This is a genomic window from Ohtaekwangia sp. (assembly GCF_036568665.1).
Classification (GTDB): domain Bacteria; phylum Bacteroidota; class Bacteroidia; order Cytophagales; family Cyclobacteriaceae; genus Ohtaekwangia.
On the sequence record NZ_DATCSD010000027.1, the window covers coordinates 1 to 14,595 of the forward strand.

The 14,595-nt window shown below is 44.0% G+C and carries 12 protein-coding genes; 4 read left to right on the plus strand and 8 right to left on the minus strand.

The genetic code is table 11. The features are described from left to right. The 4 genes from VIN08_RS01355 to VIN08_RS01370 form a co-directional block, all read left to right on the plus strand. Window positions 1-454 (plus strand): aminotransferase class I/II-fold pyridoxal phosphate-dependent enzyme (locus VIN08_RS01355; protein WP_331959069.1); only part of this gene is annotated, 454 nt, incomplete at its 5' end. 395 nt (window positions 455-849) lie between these two features. Beyond that, window positions 850-2,538: a S8 family peptidase gene (locus tag VIN08_RS01360; protein ID WP_331959072.1), complete on the plus strand. Its 1,689-nt coding sequence runs from the start codon at window positions 850-852 to the stop codon at window positions 2,536-2,538. Window positions 2,539-2,801: 263 nt separating this feature from the next. Next, the gene (locus VIN08_RS01365) at window positions 2,802-3,719 is read left to right on the plus strand and encodes a retropepsin-like aspartic protease (RefSeq protein WP_331959075.1); all 918 of its coding nucleotides are present in this window, start codon (window positions 2,802-2,804) and stop codon (window positions 3,717-3,719) included. 64 nt (window positions 3,720-3,783) lie between these two features. Next, window positions 3,784-4,218, plus strand: coding sequence for a thioesterase family protein (locus VIN08_RS01370; protein ID WP_331959078.1), 435 nt, complete (start codon window positions 3,784-3,786; stop codon window positions 4,216-4,218). Here VIN08_RS01370 and VIN08_RS01375 read toward each other — a convergent pair. The 8 genes from VIN08_RS01375 to ilvC form a co-directional block, all read right to left on the minus strand. After that, window positions 4,210-5,043, minus strand: a complete 834-nt coding sequence (locus VIN08_RS01375) for a sugar phosphate isomerase/epimerase (RefSeq protein WP_331959081.1) — start codon at window positions 5,041-5,043, stop codon at window positions 4,210-4,212. The genes VIN08_RS01370 and VIN08_RS01375 overlap by 9 nt on opposite strands. A 384-nt stretch (window positions 5,044-5,427) precedes the next feature. Next, window positions 5,428-6,588 carry a 2-isopropylmalate synthase gene (locus tag VIN08_RS01380; protein ID WP_331959084.1) on the minus strand — a complete coding sequence of 387 codons (1,161 nt, stop codon included), beginning with the start codon at window positions 6,586-6,588 and terminating at the stop codon, window positions 5,428-5,430. A gap of 64 nt (window positions 6,589-6,652) precedes the next feature. Continuing rightward, window positions 6,653-7,753 carry a 3-isopropylmalate dehydrogenase gene (leuB, locus tag VIN08_RS01385; protein WP_331959087.1) on the minus strand — a complete coding sequence of 367 codons (1,101 nt, stop codon included), beginning with the start codon at window positions 7,751-7,753 and terminating at the stop codon, window positions 6,653-6,655. A gap of 88 nt (window positions 7,754-7,841) precedes the next feature. Then, window positions 7,842-8,429 (minus strand): 3-isopropylmalate dehydratase small subunit, encoded by a 588-nt coding sequence (leuD, locus tag VIN08_RS01390; protein ID WP_331959090.1) that lies wholly within the window; start codon window positions 8,427-8,429, stop codon window positions 7,842-7,844. 45 nt (window positions 8,430-8,474) lie between these two features. Beyond that, entirely contained in the window at window positions 8,475-9,881 is a 1,407-nt protein-coding gene (gene leuC / locus VIN08_RS01395; protein ID WP_331959093.1) for a 3-isopropylmalate dehydratase large subunit, read from the minus strand. Window positions 9,882-10,142: 261 nt separating this feature from the next. After that, window positions 10,143-11,990 (minus strand): ATP-dependent DNA helicase, encoded by a 1,848-nt coding sequence (locus VIN08_RS01400; protein WP_331959096.1) that lies wholly within the window; start codon window positions 11,988-11,990, stop codon window positions 10,143-10,145. Window positions 11,991-12,155: 165 nt separating this feature from the next. Next, complete coding sequence (gene ilvA, locus VIN08_RS01405; protein WP_331959099.1) at window positions 12,156-13,409, minus strand: threonine ammonia-lyase IlvA; 1,254 nt, start codon at window positions 13,407-13,409, stop codon at window positions 12,156-12,158. A 90-nt stretch (window positions 13,410-13,499) separates the two neighbouring features. Next, entirely contained in the window at window positions 13,500-14,570 is a 1,071-nt protein-coding gene (gene ilvC / locus VIN08_RS01410) for a ketol-acid reductoisomerase (protein WP_331959101.1), read from the minus strand. Window positions 14,571-14,595: the final 25 nt, after the last annotated feature.

The window sequence follows — 14,595 nt, forward strand, 5'->3', positions numbered from 1 at the left end:
TCGCATCGGCTGGACTATACCGGGCAAGTTCAAAGAACGCGTTATGCGTTTGAAGCGGATGCACTCTGTTTCTACCAATACATTAACACAGGCAGCGGTTGCTAATTTTCTAAGCAATGGCCGCTATGAATTACACCTGCGCCACTTGCGCAAAGCGCTCCATACACAATCGCTGCGTTATCTTCAGGCGTTGTCTGAATATTTTCCGGATGATACACGTGTTACTCGTCCACAAGGTGGCTTTACACTGTGGATTGAAATGAATAAAAAAATCAACGCTTTCAAGCTGCACAAGCGCGCATTGAAACATAATATAGGTATTGCTCCGGGACAAATATTCTCTACGCAGGGACGATTCGAGAATTGTTTCAGACTGAGCTATGGCGCTCCGTGGGATGATAAAATTGAAGAAGGCATTAAAATATTAGGGAAACTGGTGCGAGAATGGAAGTGATCGGGCGATCACCGGTATATACTCTTATACACCTTCTCGCAAAAAGATACTGTTTCCTTTGTCGGACGGATCTCTAAAACTGTTGCAGAATTTTTTCCGCATTAATGCTGGCCGATATTTTTGTTCGATAATCTGCCACACTGCCAGAAGAAGAATCCAAAAAACACCATTATCGAGATAAAGACATAAACCATAATTATACAGTGGTTAAATTCTATACCAAAGATGCCAGCTTTAACGTTGAAGGGCGCGGGTGTCTTTTCGCATCACGCACAGAAGTAAGTTCGGCAAGGCTTTTGCAACTTTTGCGTACACAACCTTCTGTGTAATTAACTATTTCTATTAAACCTTAACTCCTTATCTTGCACGCTTGTTTATTTGAAAACCAACGAATTATGATAAAACAGATTTTCCGACTCGGGTTCTTTGTTACAACGAGTTTGTTAACCGTTCATGCTTATGCTTTCCAGACCGAAAGTTCACAACAAGATACAATTACTGCTCCTTCGGATTGGTTCTTACGCGATCCGGAGACTGATCATATCCAGGGCCTCAGTGTAGAAAAAGTATACGGAACGCTGTTGAAAGGCAAACCTTCCAAAACGGTATTGGTAGCAGTTATCGATTCGGGTATAGACATTAATCATGAAGATCTGAAAGACATTATCTGGGTTAATGAAGATGAAATTCCTGGCAATGGTATAGATGACGATAAGAACGGATACATCGATGATGTAAACGGATGGAATTTTATCGGTGGGAAAAATGGCAATGTGAATGAAGATACTTATGAGGTAACACGTGAGTATGCCCGCCTTAAACCGAAATATGAAAACGCAGACGAGAAAAAACTCTCTAAAAAAGATAAGGTTGAGTACGACTACTGGAAAACCGTGCAGGCTAAATATGATCGCGATTTCGAATTTAACAAAACACAATACGAACAATACAATCAGCAATACGAGCTGTATAGAAATGCACTCGGCACAATTGATTTCTGCGACAGCCTCCTCGAAGCATCATTGGGTAAACCGGTTCGCAAGTCATCACTCACTTCTGTAAATGCTACCAACGATACGATTCGTTTTGCGAAAGAAACATTATCGAAAGTATTGGAGAATGTAGATGGAGATATACTGGTAAGTGAATTTATTGATGAACTGAAAGGCTATATCGGCCAGCTCGAAGAAGGTGTTGACCATTATCGTGTAGCGGTGGAGTATGGCTATAGTCTTACATTTAATTCTCGCACTGTTGTTGGTGATGATCCTAAAAATCTCACCGAGAAAAATTATGGTAACAACGATGTGAAAGGTCCGGATGCACGCCACGGTACACACGTAGCGGGTATCATCGGAGCCAACCGTAAAAATACAATTGGTATAAAAGGTATAGCAGATAATGTGCGCATCATGTCAGTACGTGCTGTACCAAATGGCGATGAGCGCGATAAAGATATAGCCAACGCTATTATCTATGCGACTGACAATGGTGCGAAGGTTATTAACATGAGCTTTGGTAAAGCATTCTCGCCTAACAAGGAGCTGGTAGATAAAGCCGTGAAGTATGCTGAATCAAAAGGTGTATTGCTGGTGCATGCTGCCGGCAATGATGGCGAAGACACCGATGTAGAATCCAATTATCCGAACCGTAAATTTTTAAAAGGTGGTGAAGCCAAAACATGGCTGGAGATTGGAGCATCATCGTGGGGTGCCGATGAAAACTTTGTAGGTTCTTTCTCTAATTACGGAAAGAAGTCAGTAGACCTTTTCTCACCAGGGGTACAGATATACTCTACTACACCTGAAAATACATATGAAGAATTACAGGGAACCAGCATGGCGAGCCCTGCAGCCGCTGGTGTAGCTGCGATCATCTTCTCCTATTTTCCTGATCTTACGGCTGCACAGGTTAAAGATGTACTTCGTGAATCGACACGCAAGTTTGATGGCCTGAAAGTGACTAAACCTGGTTCGCAAGACAAAGTTCCTTTCAGTCAGTTGAGCAGTACAGGTGGTTTAGTGAATGCTTACGAGGCTGTAAAGTTCGCAGCATCGCTAAAAGGTAAACCTGCTGGTAAGTAGCGTACAGAAAACGTTCGATAACGATACAAAAAGTGCTGAAGAAAAAAATCTTCAGCACTTTTTATTTATACCTATAGCTAAAAATCCCGCGTCTGGTGGTATAGCTTTGTTCAATAATTACCGACATGTATACCGACTTATCGTGTAACCCCGTGTTATAACCTTGCATTTGGATTTTTAGCACTGCATAAAAAATCCGCCTTTACGCGTGTGCCGTGGCGTATAGCGAACAGGTAGCTTTCCTATATACTAAAGCCCCTGTTATGAAGTCGTTCTTTAAAATCCAGGCCACAGCACTCTTGCTGTTATTGTCTTTTCAGACACTGCTCTCCGCTCCTGCCAAGTCAGGGTTCTATATTCCGGATCACATTCAGGAAGTATCGATGCGATACAAGAATGTAGATCAACTGATCTTATTACCGGTCGTGATCAACGATTCAATACAAGTCAATCTTATACTCGACACGGGTTGCCGGAATCTTGTATTGTTTGGAAGACGCTTTCAGAAGTTATTTAAACTGGAGCACGACAAGAAAGTGCAGTTCTCCGGGCTTGGCGCAGGCCGGCCGGTAAACGGAGTGCTATCGCTCAGTAACAAAGTTTCTATTGATGCTGTGTTAGGCGAGATGATACCGGTAGTAATTATACCGGAGCAAAATCTGTTCAGTGCTTTTAACAATGTACATGGTGTAATTGGCTACGACATCTTTACCAAGTTCGAGATCGAGATAAACCCACAGGTCAAGCAGATAACTTTTCGTCCGGCAGCATCCGCTACATTATCTTCAGACTATATACAAGTGCCGATTCGTGTGAGTGATGCCAGACCATTGATCGATTGCCGTGTGGTGTTTAACAAAGATCGCTCGCATGTATGCGACCTGATGATTGATACCGGTTCAACACTAGGCCTGTTGCTCAAGACAACTGACCTGAGTGGATATACTCTCTATCGATCTTCTGAAGCTATTTTAGGCCGGGGACTAAACGGAGATATAGAAGGGTATAAAACGACAACGGAGACGCTCCTATTGAGTTCGCTTGAAATCAAGAATATACCAACTGGCATCATTCACTCGCAGTGGCATAACCACGCATCTATTGGCATGAGCATTCTGAAAGATTATAGCCTAGTGCTAAACTACTGCAAAGGATATGCAGGCTTTAAGAAAATATCCTGATCTCACCTCTCCCTAGACCTACCTATATATACCATGCCATGTTGTGATTGCGTATCTTCGCCCCATGGCTCGCATACAAGTAACATTACCTGAAACCTTCATCTTTACCACCGAACTTCAGGTTCGGGTTTCTGATCTTAATTACGGAGCGCATGTTGGCAATGACGCTATCCTCACGTTGATGCAGGAGGCGCGTGTTATACTTTACAGAGCGCTTGGCTTTAAAGATGAGATCAGCTTTGATGATAGTATCGGGCAGATCATTTCCGATGCTGCTATTCAATATAAATCCGAAGCATTTTTAGGAGATAAACTTACGATCCATATAGCGGTTGATGAATTTACACGCTTTGGATTTGATATGTATTACCTGATCGAAAACACTACAACAGGTAAAGAAGTAGCGCGCGGCAAAACCGGTATAGTATGCTTTGATTATGATAAACGAAAGGTGGCTGCTATACCGGCTGTGCTGCTGGAGAAGCTTCAATCACTTTAATGACCGCAGGTAAGTGAGACTCTCCGGTATTTGCAGTTCTGCCTTAGACGATTCGTCTTCAATGAAGTAGTGTTTTATACCAATGGCTTTGGCTTCTTTCATGATCTGCGCTATCCCTACATCGCCTTTGCCAAGCACAACATTACTCTCTTCATCTGCTTTGCCATTGAGGCTGTCCGCAGTGCCTTTCTTTCGATCTTTCAAATGAAGTAATACCCAGCGGTTGGCATACTTCTTCAACAGCGCTATAGGATCCTGGCCAGCCTGCTTTACCCAGAACACATCCATCTCCATATATACATAGCGTGTATCAAAAACATCCAGCATATAGTCGAAGAGTGTTCCTTTTTCGTGAGGTTGAAATTCATATCCGTGCGGATGGTAGCATAACAGCAATCCATTTTGTGCGAGTATCTTTCCTGCCCTGTTGAATACTGCAGCAGCTTTGTCGGCATCTTCCACCGTAAATGTATCTCCGTTGTGCGGTATCCAGAAGCAAACAACAAACTTGGCTCCATAGGCACGCGCATCATCTGCGACAGCCTGCGGAAAATTCATGAGGCGATCGAAGTCAGTTCCAAAGCTTACTACCTGCAATTGATTCTGTGCAAGTAGTTTGATAAAATCGGGGAAAGGCAAACCATACGATCCGCCCAATTCAATTTCTTTTATACCGAATGATTTGATCTTGGCCATGGTACCCGGCACATCGGTGGCGAACTGGTTGCGCAGACTATATAACTGAAGGCCGATTTCCTGGGCGCGAAGGGTAATGCTGCTAAGTATCAGCAACAATACAAGCGTTGTTCGTACAGAGAGGTGCATAAACGTAATTCTTTTTCAAGATAAAGAAACTGGAGGAAGAAACAATCGACAAACTGCGTAATTAACCGTTATATCGTTCGCATGGGCAAACAGTAGTTCCCACAAAATAAAAAACGCAGTAGTTTGTCTTCGTGATAAACTTGTAACTATTAACGTGTAACTAAAATTGAATATCGAACAAGGAATATCGATCAACGAATGTTGAAGTATGAAACAGGAAGTATAGTTCGCGCGCTCGAATAACTGCTAGCCAATAACGGATAACCGCTAGGAACATCGAGCAAGGAATAACGAATTACGAAGTATATAAATACCACAACACAAAAAAAGAAAGCGTCACTTTTCAATGACGCTTCCGGGTATAAACGATTTGGTTTGGTTTGTCTACTTCTGAACAAGGAGTGGAGTGTTGGCCACGATGGTAACTAAGTCTTCATCGTTCACGCTCTTCTTCTCATCGGCAACGATCAGGAAGTTTTCATACAACTGATCCAGCTCGGTTTTGTTCGGCTGATATCCCAATAATTCAAGTCTGTGCTTCAACGCTGCGCGTCCGCTGCGGGCTGTCAACAATATAGATGATGTCGGCACGCCTACATCGGCAGGGTTGATGATCTCGTAGTTCTCGGAGTTCTTCAGGAAACCATCCTGGTGAATTCCAGACGAGTGTGCAAAAGCATTTGCACCTACAATTGCCTTGTTCGGCTGTACCGGCATACGCATCATATCCGATACCAGTGTACTGATACCGAATAATCTTTCTGATTTAAGATCAGTATACAGATCAAGATCTTTATGCGTCTTGATAATCATCGCTATTTCTTCCAGTGAAGTATTACCTGCGCGCTCACCGATACCGTTGATCGTAACTTCAGCTTGTCCTGCACCGGCAATCAAACCTGCCATGGTGTTTGCAGTCGCTAAACCTAAATCATTATGGCAGTGAACCGAGATGGTAGCCTTATGTATATTCTTTACATGCTCGAACAAATACTGAATGCGCTTGCCATACATATGCGGCAAACAGTAGCCGGTTGTATCCGGTATATTTACTACATCTGCACCGGCACCGATAACAGCTTCTACCATTTGTGCTAGGAAAGCCAGGTCGGCACGACCAGCATCTTCAGCAAAAAATTCTACTTCAACACCTTTTGCTTTGGCATAGCCTACAGCCCACACAGCTTGTTCAAGAACTTTCTCGCGTGTTGTGTTGAACTTATGCTTGATGTGTATATCAGAAGAACCAATACCGGTATGGATGCGTCCGCGCTTGGCATGATGTAACGCTTCTGCTGCTACATCAATGTCTTCTTTCTTGGAGCGTGTCAAAGCGCAAACACCTACGCTTACAGCTTTGGAAAGCTCTACTACGGAAAGAAAATCACCGGGACTGGATATCGGGAAACCGGCTTCAATAACGTCTACGCCTAGTAGCTCGAGCTCCCGTGCAATCACGACCTTTTCATCGGTTGACAATTGACAGCCGGGCACTTGCTCGCCATCGCGAAGCGTAGTGTCGAAGATTTCAATTTTTCTGCTCATGGTTTCGTTATCCGTTAAAATTTAAATGTCTTTATAGTTGGGTTGAGGGCTTGGCGCCAGGTGCTTACACGGCTACCTGGCAATTCACCAGTATGCGTGCGTTGTTGCATACTACATTTCCCATCACTTCTGTTCCCAGAATTTTTTCGTGCGGGGTTGATGCGTCTGCTATATCTCGCGTTCTGTATCCGTCTCTCAAAGTTTGTTCTACGGCTTTGATCACTGTTTCAGACTCTTCTTTCAGTCCGAAAGAAATGTCGAGTAACAATGCTGCCGAAAGGATTGACGCCAACGGATTGGCTATACCTTTTCCGGTAATGTCGTGGGCACTACCGTGGATCGGCTCATATAGTCCTACTGTATCGCCTACAGAAGCGGATGCCAGCATACCCATCGAGCCTGCAATCTGCGATGCCTCATCGGTAAGTATATCTCCGAAAAGATTTCCGGTTACCACTACATCAAAGCTGCGCGGATTTTGAATGAGCTTCATGGCAGCGGCATCTACAAACATGTGCTCTACTGTTACATCCGGATATTGCTTGGCAACCTCCTGAACAACTTCTCTCCACAGGCGAGAACTTTCCAGTACGTTTGCTTTATCTACTGATGTAACTTTTTTGCCACGGGTAAGTGCAGCCTTAAATGCTTTGTGTGCTATACGCTCTACTTCATAGCGAGAGTATATCATAGTGTCGTATGCTGTGTTGCCTTGCTCTTTACGGCCACGTTCGCCAAAGTATACATCTCCGGTAAGTTCGCGGAAGAAGAGTATATCTGCGCCTTTCAATATCTCCGGCTTAATGCTGGAAGCAGCAAGCAGTTCATCAAAAAGTTTTATAGGACGAAGGTTCGCATAGAGACCAAGCTCTTTACGCATCTTCAAAAGACCTTGCTCCGGACGAACCTTTGCTGAAGGATCATTATCATATTTAGGATGTCCTACCGCTCCGAAGAGTATAGCATCGGAGTTCTTCATTTTTTCGAGCGACTCATCCGGTAATGGATTGCCTGTTGCCTCGATCGCTTCGTGACCGATCGTTGCATAGTCGAATATAAACTGATGACCAAAGCACTCTGCTACCTGCTCCAGTATTTTCTTACCACAGGCTGTTACTTCTTTTCCGATTCCGTCTCCGGGGAGTATTACAATTTTCTTTTTCATTCCAATCTCTTTTAAAAGCTACAAGCTGCTGGTTGCTAGCCGCTGGTGGTGCGAGGTGTGTGTTCGGTGTGAGCGTGAACTGACGTTCTTAGTGTGTGAGTTCAAATTGTTTGATCTCACCGCGAAGACTTAATAGATAGTCTATATCATCGTAGCCATTCGCCAGGCAGGTCTTTTTGTAAGCGTTGATGTCGAATGATTCAGATGAACCATCTGCCAGCGATACTTTTTGATTTTCAAGATCCACGGTGATCTGCGTTGCCGGATCTTTCTCAATTGCAGCAAAAATCTTTTTCAGAAATGCATCCGATACCTGCACAGGCAGTGTTGCATTGTTCAACGCGTTGTTCTTGAATATATCTGCAAAGAAACTGGAGATCACTACTTTAAAACCATAGTCTGCTATAGCCCATGCAGCATGCTCACGACTGCTGCCGCATCCGAAGTTTTTACCAGCTACCAGAATTTTTCCGGTATAAGTATTATCGTTCAATACAAAATCAGCTTTCGGAGTATCATCGCTGTTATAGCGCCAGTCTCTGAACAAATTTTCCCCGAAACCATCGCGCGTAGTAGCTTTCAAAAAACGCGCAGGTATAATCTGATCGGTATCTATATTTTCAATCGCCAGTGGTACTGCGCGACTTGTCAAGGTTGTGAATTTCTCTTTTGCCATTGCTCGTTATCAGTTAATCGTTAACTGTTATCCGTATACTATATATTATACAAGCTCGCGTACGTCTGTTACTTTACCGGTGATCGCTGCTGCCGCTGCACTCAGCGGACTCGCCAGAAATGTTCTTGACTTCGGTCCTTGTCTTCCTTCGAAGTTCCGGTTCGATGTACTGATGCAATATTTACCGGCTGGTATTTTATCTTCGTTCATACCTAAACATGCCGAGCAGCCTGGCTCGCGTAATTCGAAACCGGCTTCTTCAAATATTTTATGAAGACCTTCTTTGCGTGCTTGCTCTTCTACCTGTTTTGATCCAGGCACCACCCATACTTCTACGCCAGGTGCTTTCTTCTTTCCTTTTACTATAGATGCTACCAGGCGCAAGTCTTCAATCCGTGCGTTGGTGCAGCTTCCTATAAATACATAGTCAACTGATTTACCCAGCAACTGTGAACCCTGCTCAAGCCCCATATACTCCAATGACTTGGTGAATGAAGTTTGTTCACTGATGTCGTTCAGTTCTGCAACGGTAGGGATGCGGTCTGTAACTTTTATACCCATGCCCGGATTGGTTCCGTAGGTAATCATCGGTGCTATATCGGCTGCTTCGTATGTGAGTACTTTATCGTACTTCGCACCATCGTCTGTTTTCAGATCATGCCATTTCTCCACCAGCTTATCGAGGTCTGCACCTTGTGGCGCAAATTTTCTTCCTTTGATATAGCTGAACGTAGTTTCATCCGGGGCTATCAAACCTCCACGTGCTCCCATCTCGATGCTCATGTTACAAATGGTCATGCGTGCTTCCATTGATAAGCTGCGGATCGCTTCACCAGCGTATTCCACAAAGTAACCGGTAGCACCACTCGCAGATATCTTCGAGATGATATATAGTATAATATCTTTTGATACTACGCCTTTACCAAGTTTACCATTGATCTCGATGCGCATCGTCTTCGGACGATACTGAAGTATACATTGTGTAGCCAGCACCTGCTCTACTTCGCTGGTTCCTATACCGAATGCTATACTTCCAAATGCACCGTGCGTAGAAGTATGGCTATCGCCACATACGATGGTCATGCCGGGCAATGTCAATCCTAATTCCGGACCGATGATATGAACGATACCCTGGTAGGGATGTCCGAGGTCATATAGCGTTACGCCAAACTCGGCTGTATTTTTTCGAAGGGTTTCTACCTGGTGGCGGGAGAGTGCTTCCTTGATAGGAAGATGCTGATCTTTTGTAGGTACGTTGTGATCAGGTGTAGCGGTAGTGCGTGCAGCGTTAAAGAGTTTTATACCTCTCTTGCGTAATCCGTCAAAAGCTTGCGGACTTGTTACTTCGTGAATGAAGTGGCGGTCAATGTACAATACATCCGGGTATCCTTCGCTCTTCTTTACCACGTGCGCATCCCAGATTTTGTCGAACAATGTTTTCGGTTGACTCATGTCTCAGTTTTCAGTCTAGTTGTAGTCTCTCATGCATCGGATTAGAACAACTGTTAGTTTGTTCTGATCCATAAAAAACGAAACGTCCCGTCTGAGAGAGGCTCAGACGGGACGATAACGGTTGCTTTATACTTTGTTTCGATCATCACTCTGATGATTCGATCATTTTAAAAAGTTGGTTTTATATCGGGGTCCTTGATGCACGAAGATGAAAAAAGTTAAGTCGTACATCAACGAATTGTTAAAAAATATTTACCAAAACTAACGAGTGATTGGTTGTTTTAAATCACTCAGTGACAGTAACTCGCACGACTGCAGCATCGCTTTTTCCTGTAGCACTATAGCCCGCAGTAAGAGTTGTACTTCTTTCCGATGCTTTCTTACCTTCTTCATTTTATGCATCGACTGTATATGCCGATCTATAGTGCCTATAACTTCTTCTTTTAACTTACCCGAGAAATAAGTGGCAGCATCTTTTACCCGCTGGTATACATAGGTATAATCGTTAGCAACGGATGCCTCTCGCATCCAGCCGTATAGATGTTTCTGAAAATTCTGACTCACTTTTATATTTTCTTCCAGCCATGCATTTAATGACCGCAGCAACTCCAATGCTTCCTGCTGGTTCGGTATATATTTACTCTCCAGCGAAAGGTGGATCAACTCCAGGTGATTGCTTACGGCCGTCCAGGTAAAAGCTTTGATCAGGGTGTTATATAAATATTGATGCTTCTCTTGCTGGTATATATGCTCCAGCGCCTCCGTTGTGGCACGCTGTTGCATAAAGCCGAGAATGCGTTCATCGGTGCGAATGCTTCGAGGAGTGATCGGTGATTTCAGCGCGAGTCCTTCCAGCGATGTGCATCGGCTCAAGGCTACATATACCTGCCCGGCAGAAAAAGACTGCGCAGCATCTACCATCACTTTCCTGAATGTTAAGCCCTGGCTTTTATGAATTGTAATAGCCCATGCCAACCGGATAGGATACTGGCTGAATTGCCCGAGCTCTTCTTCTTCAATACGCTGCTCGTTACGATTATATACATAGCGTACATTTCGCCATATCTCTTTCTCCAGCGTAAAATGTTCCGCTTCTCCCGGAAACTCTACCTGTACTTTTCCTGCATCTGTATCTATACTTACCACGCGCCCCAGTTTACCGTTAAAGTATCTCCGCTCTTTTTGCACATCGTTCTTGATAAACATGATCTGCGTTCCTTCCTTCAGCCAAAGCTCTTTTTCTGTGGGATATGATTTTGCCGGGAAGTCGCCATCTACTGTGCCGGTAAATTGAAAAGCATTGCCCGGTAATTTTTCGAGCTCTTCTGCATTGATACGATCTGCGAGATAATTATGCGATGTTAAGGTAATCACCGCTTCATCGTCCTGTGCCTTTAATATTACTCCGTGACTGCGATTCAACAGTGCTAAATCTTCCTGAGTGGTAACATTGTCGCGTACACGATTCAGCAGATCTATAAATACAGGATCTTGTTGCCGGTATATTTTCTGAAGCTCGATCGTGAGCGGAGCAGCGCGCTCCAATATTTTTGCATGAAAGAAAAATGGTGTGCGATAAAAATGCTGCAGTATACTCCACTCCTGCTCCTGCACTACGGGCGGTAATTGAAAGAGATCACCGATATAGATCATCTGTACACCACCGAAAGGAACATGCGATCGCTTGCGTATGTGTCGCAGCACTGTATCTATAGCATCCAGCACATCGCAGCGCACCATCGATATCTCGTCAATGATAAGCAGTTCTATCTCCTCAAACAGCTCACGCTTCTCCTGGTGCAGGCGAAGATTCTGTAACAAAGAATAAGCATCCGAAAGTGACTCAGTCTCTGCTTGCTTCTGCGGCACCGGGATGAAAGGTGTAAACGGTAATTGAAAAAAAGAATGAATCGTTACGCCTCCGCAGTTAATAGCTGCTATACCGGTAGGAGCTACAACCACGCTCTTCTTAGGCGAATGCTCCTTTATATACTTGAGAAATGTTGTTTTACCAGTACCGGCTTTACCGGTAAGAAATATATGGCGGTCGGTTTGATTAACAAGGTTGGCTGCTAACGCAAAAATTGGATTATCGTCTAACGGATTCATCGAACTGATGAAAGTAAATCATTTCCAACTAATTTCACAGATGAGTACAGATAAACTGTACAGTGAAAATTTATTTCCCGCTGATCTCGCAGATAGCCGCAGATAATGCAGCTGAGTCAAAAGGCACGCCTTACAGATCGTATTTAAAATCTGCCGGGAACAAAATTATACTAAATATTCGAACAGGTTCTCGTTCTGGTTAACGAGAGTATAATTGAGCTTGTGACCATCCATGCGATCGATCAGTATTTTAAAATCTTCCGTAGATTTTACTTCTATACCAATCAAAGCAGGACCAGTTTCTTTGTTGTGCTTCTGAATAAATTCAAAACGCACTATATCATCGGTTGGGCCGAGTATTTCGTTTACAAATTCTTTCAGCGCTCCGGGACGTTGCGCGAAACGAACGATGAAGTAATGCTTCAGACCTTCATATAGCAGGGAACGTTCTTTGATCTCCTGCATGCGGTCGATATCGTTATTACCACCACTGAGTACACAAACAACTTTTTTACCTTTGATCTGCTCCGCATACTGATCGAGCGCTGCTATAGACAGTGCGCCTGCGGGCTCTGCTACAATAGCATCCTGATTATAGAGCTGAAGTATAGTTGAGCTAACTTTTCCTTCCGGCACCAATAACATATCGGCCAGTATTTCTTTACAGAAAGAGAAGGTGAGATCTCCTACGCGTTGTACGGAAGCTCCATCAACAAAGCGCTGTATTTTTTCAAGTTTTACAGGTTGCCCGTTCTTGAGTGCTTCTTTCATAGAAGGTGCACCAGCCGGTTCAACTCCTATAATTTTTGTTTGGGGAGAATATGTTTTGAAGTATTCACCTACACCGGCACACAATCCTCCACCACCAATCGGCACGAATATATAGTCTACACCGGATACTTCATCCAGTATTTCTTTGGCTACGGTGCCTTGTCCTTCAATTACTTTGATGTGATCGAACGGAGGTATAAATACCATGTTGTTCTGGCGGGTATATTCCAATGCGTGCGTCTGGCATTCGTCAAACGTATCGCCTGTGAGTACGATCTCAATGTTATCGCCACCAAACATTTTTACCTGGTTGATCTTCTGCTTGGGCGTAATAGCCGGCATGTAGATCACGCCTTTTATATCAAGGTGCTTGCATGCAAAGGCAACGCCTTGAGCATGGTTGCCTGCACTGGCGCACACAACGCCACGGCTACGCTGCTCCTGCGTTAAACTCTGAATCAGGTTATAGGCTCCCCGTAATTTATAGGATCGCACTACCTGCAGGTCTTCGCGCTTTACGTAAATCTCGGCCTTGAACTTTTCGGAGAGTTTACGATGGAACTGCAACGGTGTTTTTAACACAACGGATTTTAATACATCCGCAGCCGCGTTGATATTCAGGGTATTTGTTTGTGTTACTGATGACATAAGGTTTCCCACGCTCCGATTCACTTCTATACCTGCGAAGCCTTCTCTCCTATACAGAAGAAAAGGCTGCAGTATATATTTACTTTACAATTAGTTTATCATGCTGGCTTCTACCTGCTGTTTCTCCGGACGGAGCGCACGCACAGCCGCACCTGCCTGCCACAGTTCGCTTTCACGAAGTTCTTTCAGCTCTTCTGCAAGTTTCTCGCGATAGTCTGGTTTGCTGCAAGTATCGATGGTACGTTTTGCTTCAGCACCTGATTCAACGCTCTCATACAATTCTTTGAATACAGGAAGTGTAGCAGCCTTGAATTTCTTCTTCCAGTCAAGCGCACCGCGTTGTGCCGTGGTAGAACAGTTAGCATACATCCAGTCCATACCGTTCTCTGCCACGAGTGGCATCAACGACTGTGTTAACTCTTCTACGGTTTCGTTGAAAGCTTCAGAAGGTGTATGTCCTTTTGCACGCAGCACTTCGTATTGTGCTTCAAATATACCGGCTATAGCACCCATTAATGTACCACGCTCGCCAGTAAGATCAGAGTATACTTCTTTTCTGAAGTCTGTTTCGAACAGATAACCTGCTCCTACACCTATACCCAATGCTATAGCTTTTGTTTTAGCATTGCCGGTTGCATCCTGGAATACAGCGTAGCTGGCATTGATACCTTTACCTTGCAGGAATAATCTGCGCACAGATGTACCCGATCCTTTCGGAGCAGCCAGAATTACATCTACATCAGCAGAAGGGATAATGTTTGTCTGATCTTTGAATGTTATACCGAAGCCGTGAGAGAAATAAAGCGTTTTACCTTTTGTGATGTAAGGCTTGATGGTTGGCCACAATTCGATCTGACCAGCATCTGAAAGAAGAAACTGGATTACTGTTCCTCTTTTAACAGCCTCTTCAATTTCAAACAATGTTTCGCCAGGAACCCATCCATGCTCAACAGCTTTGTTCCATGTTTTGGAACCTTTGCGCTGACCGATGATTACTTTAAAACCATTGTCACGAAGGTTAAGAGCCTGTGCAGGACCTTGTACTCCATATCCGATAATTGCTATGGTTTCATTCTTCATTACTTCCAATGCTTTTTCCATCGGGAACTCTTCGCGCGTTACTACTTCTTCTATGGTTCCTCCGAAATTAATCTTTGCCATTTTTATTGTGTTTAAGTTTTTACGT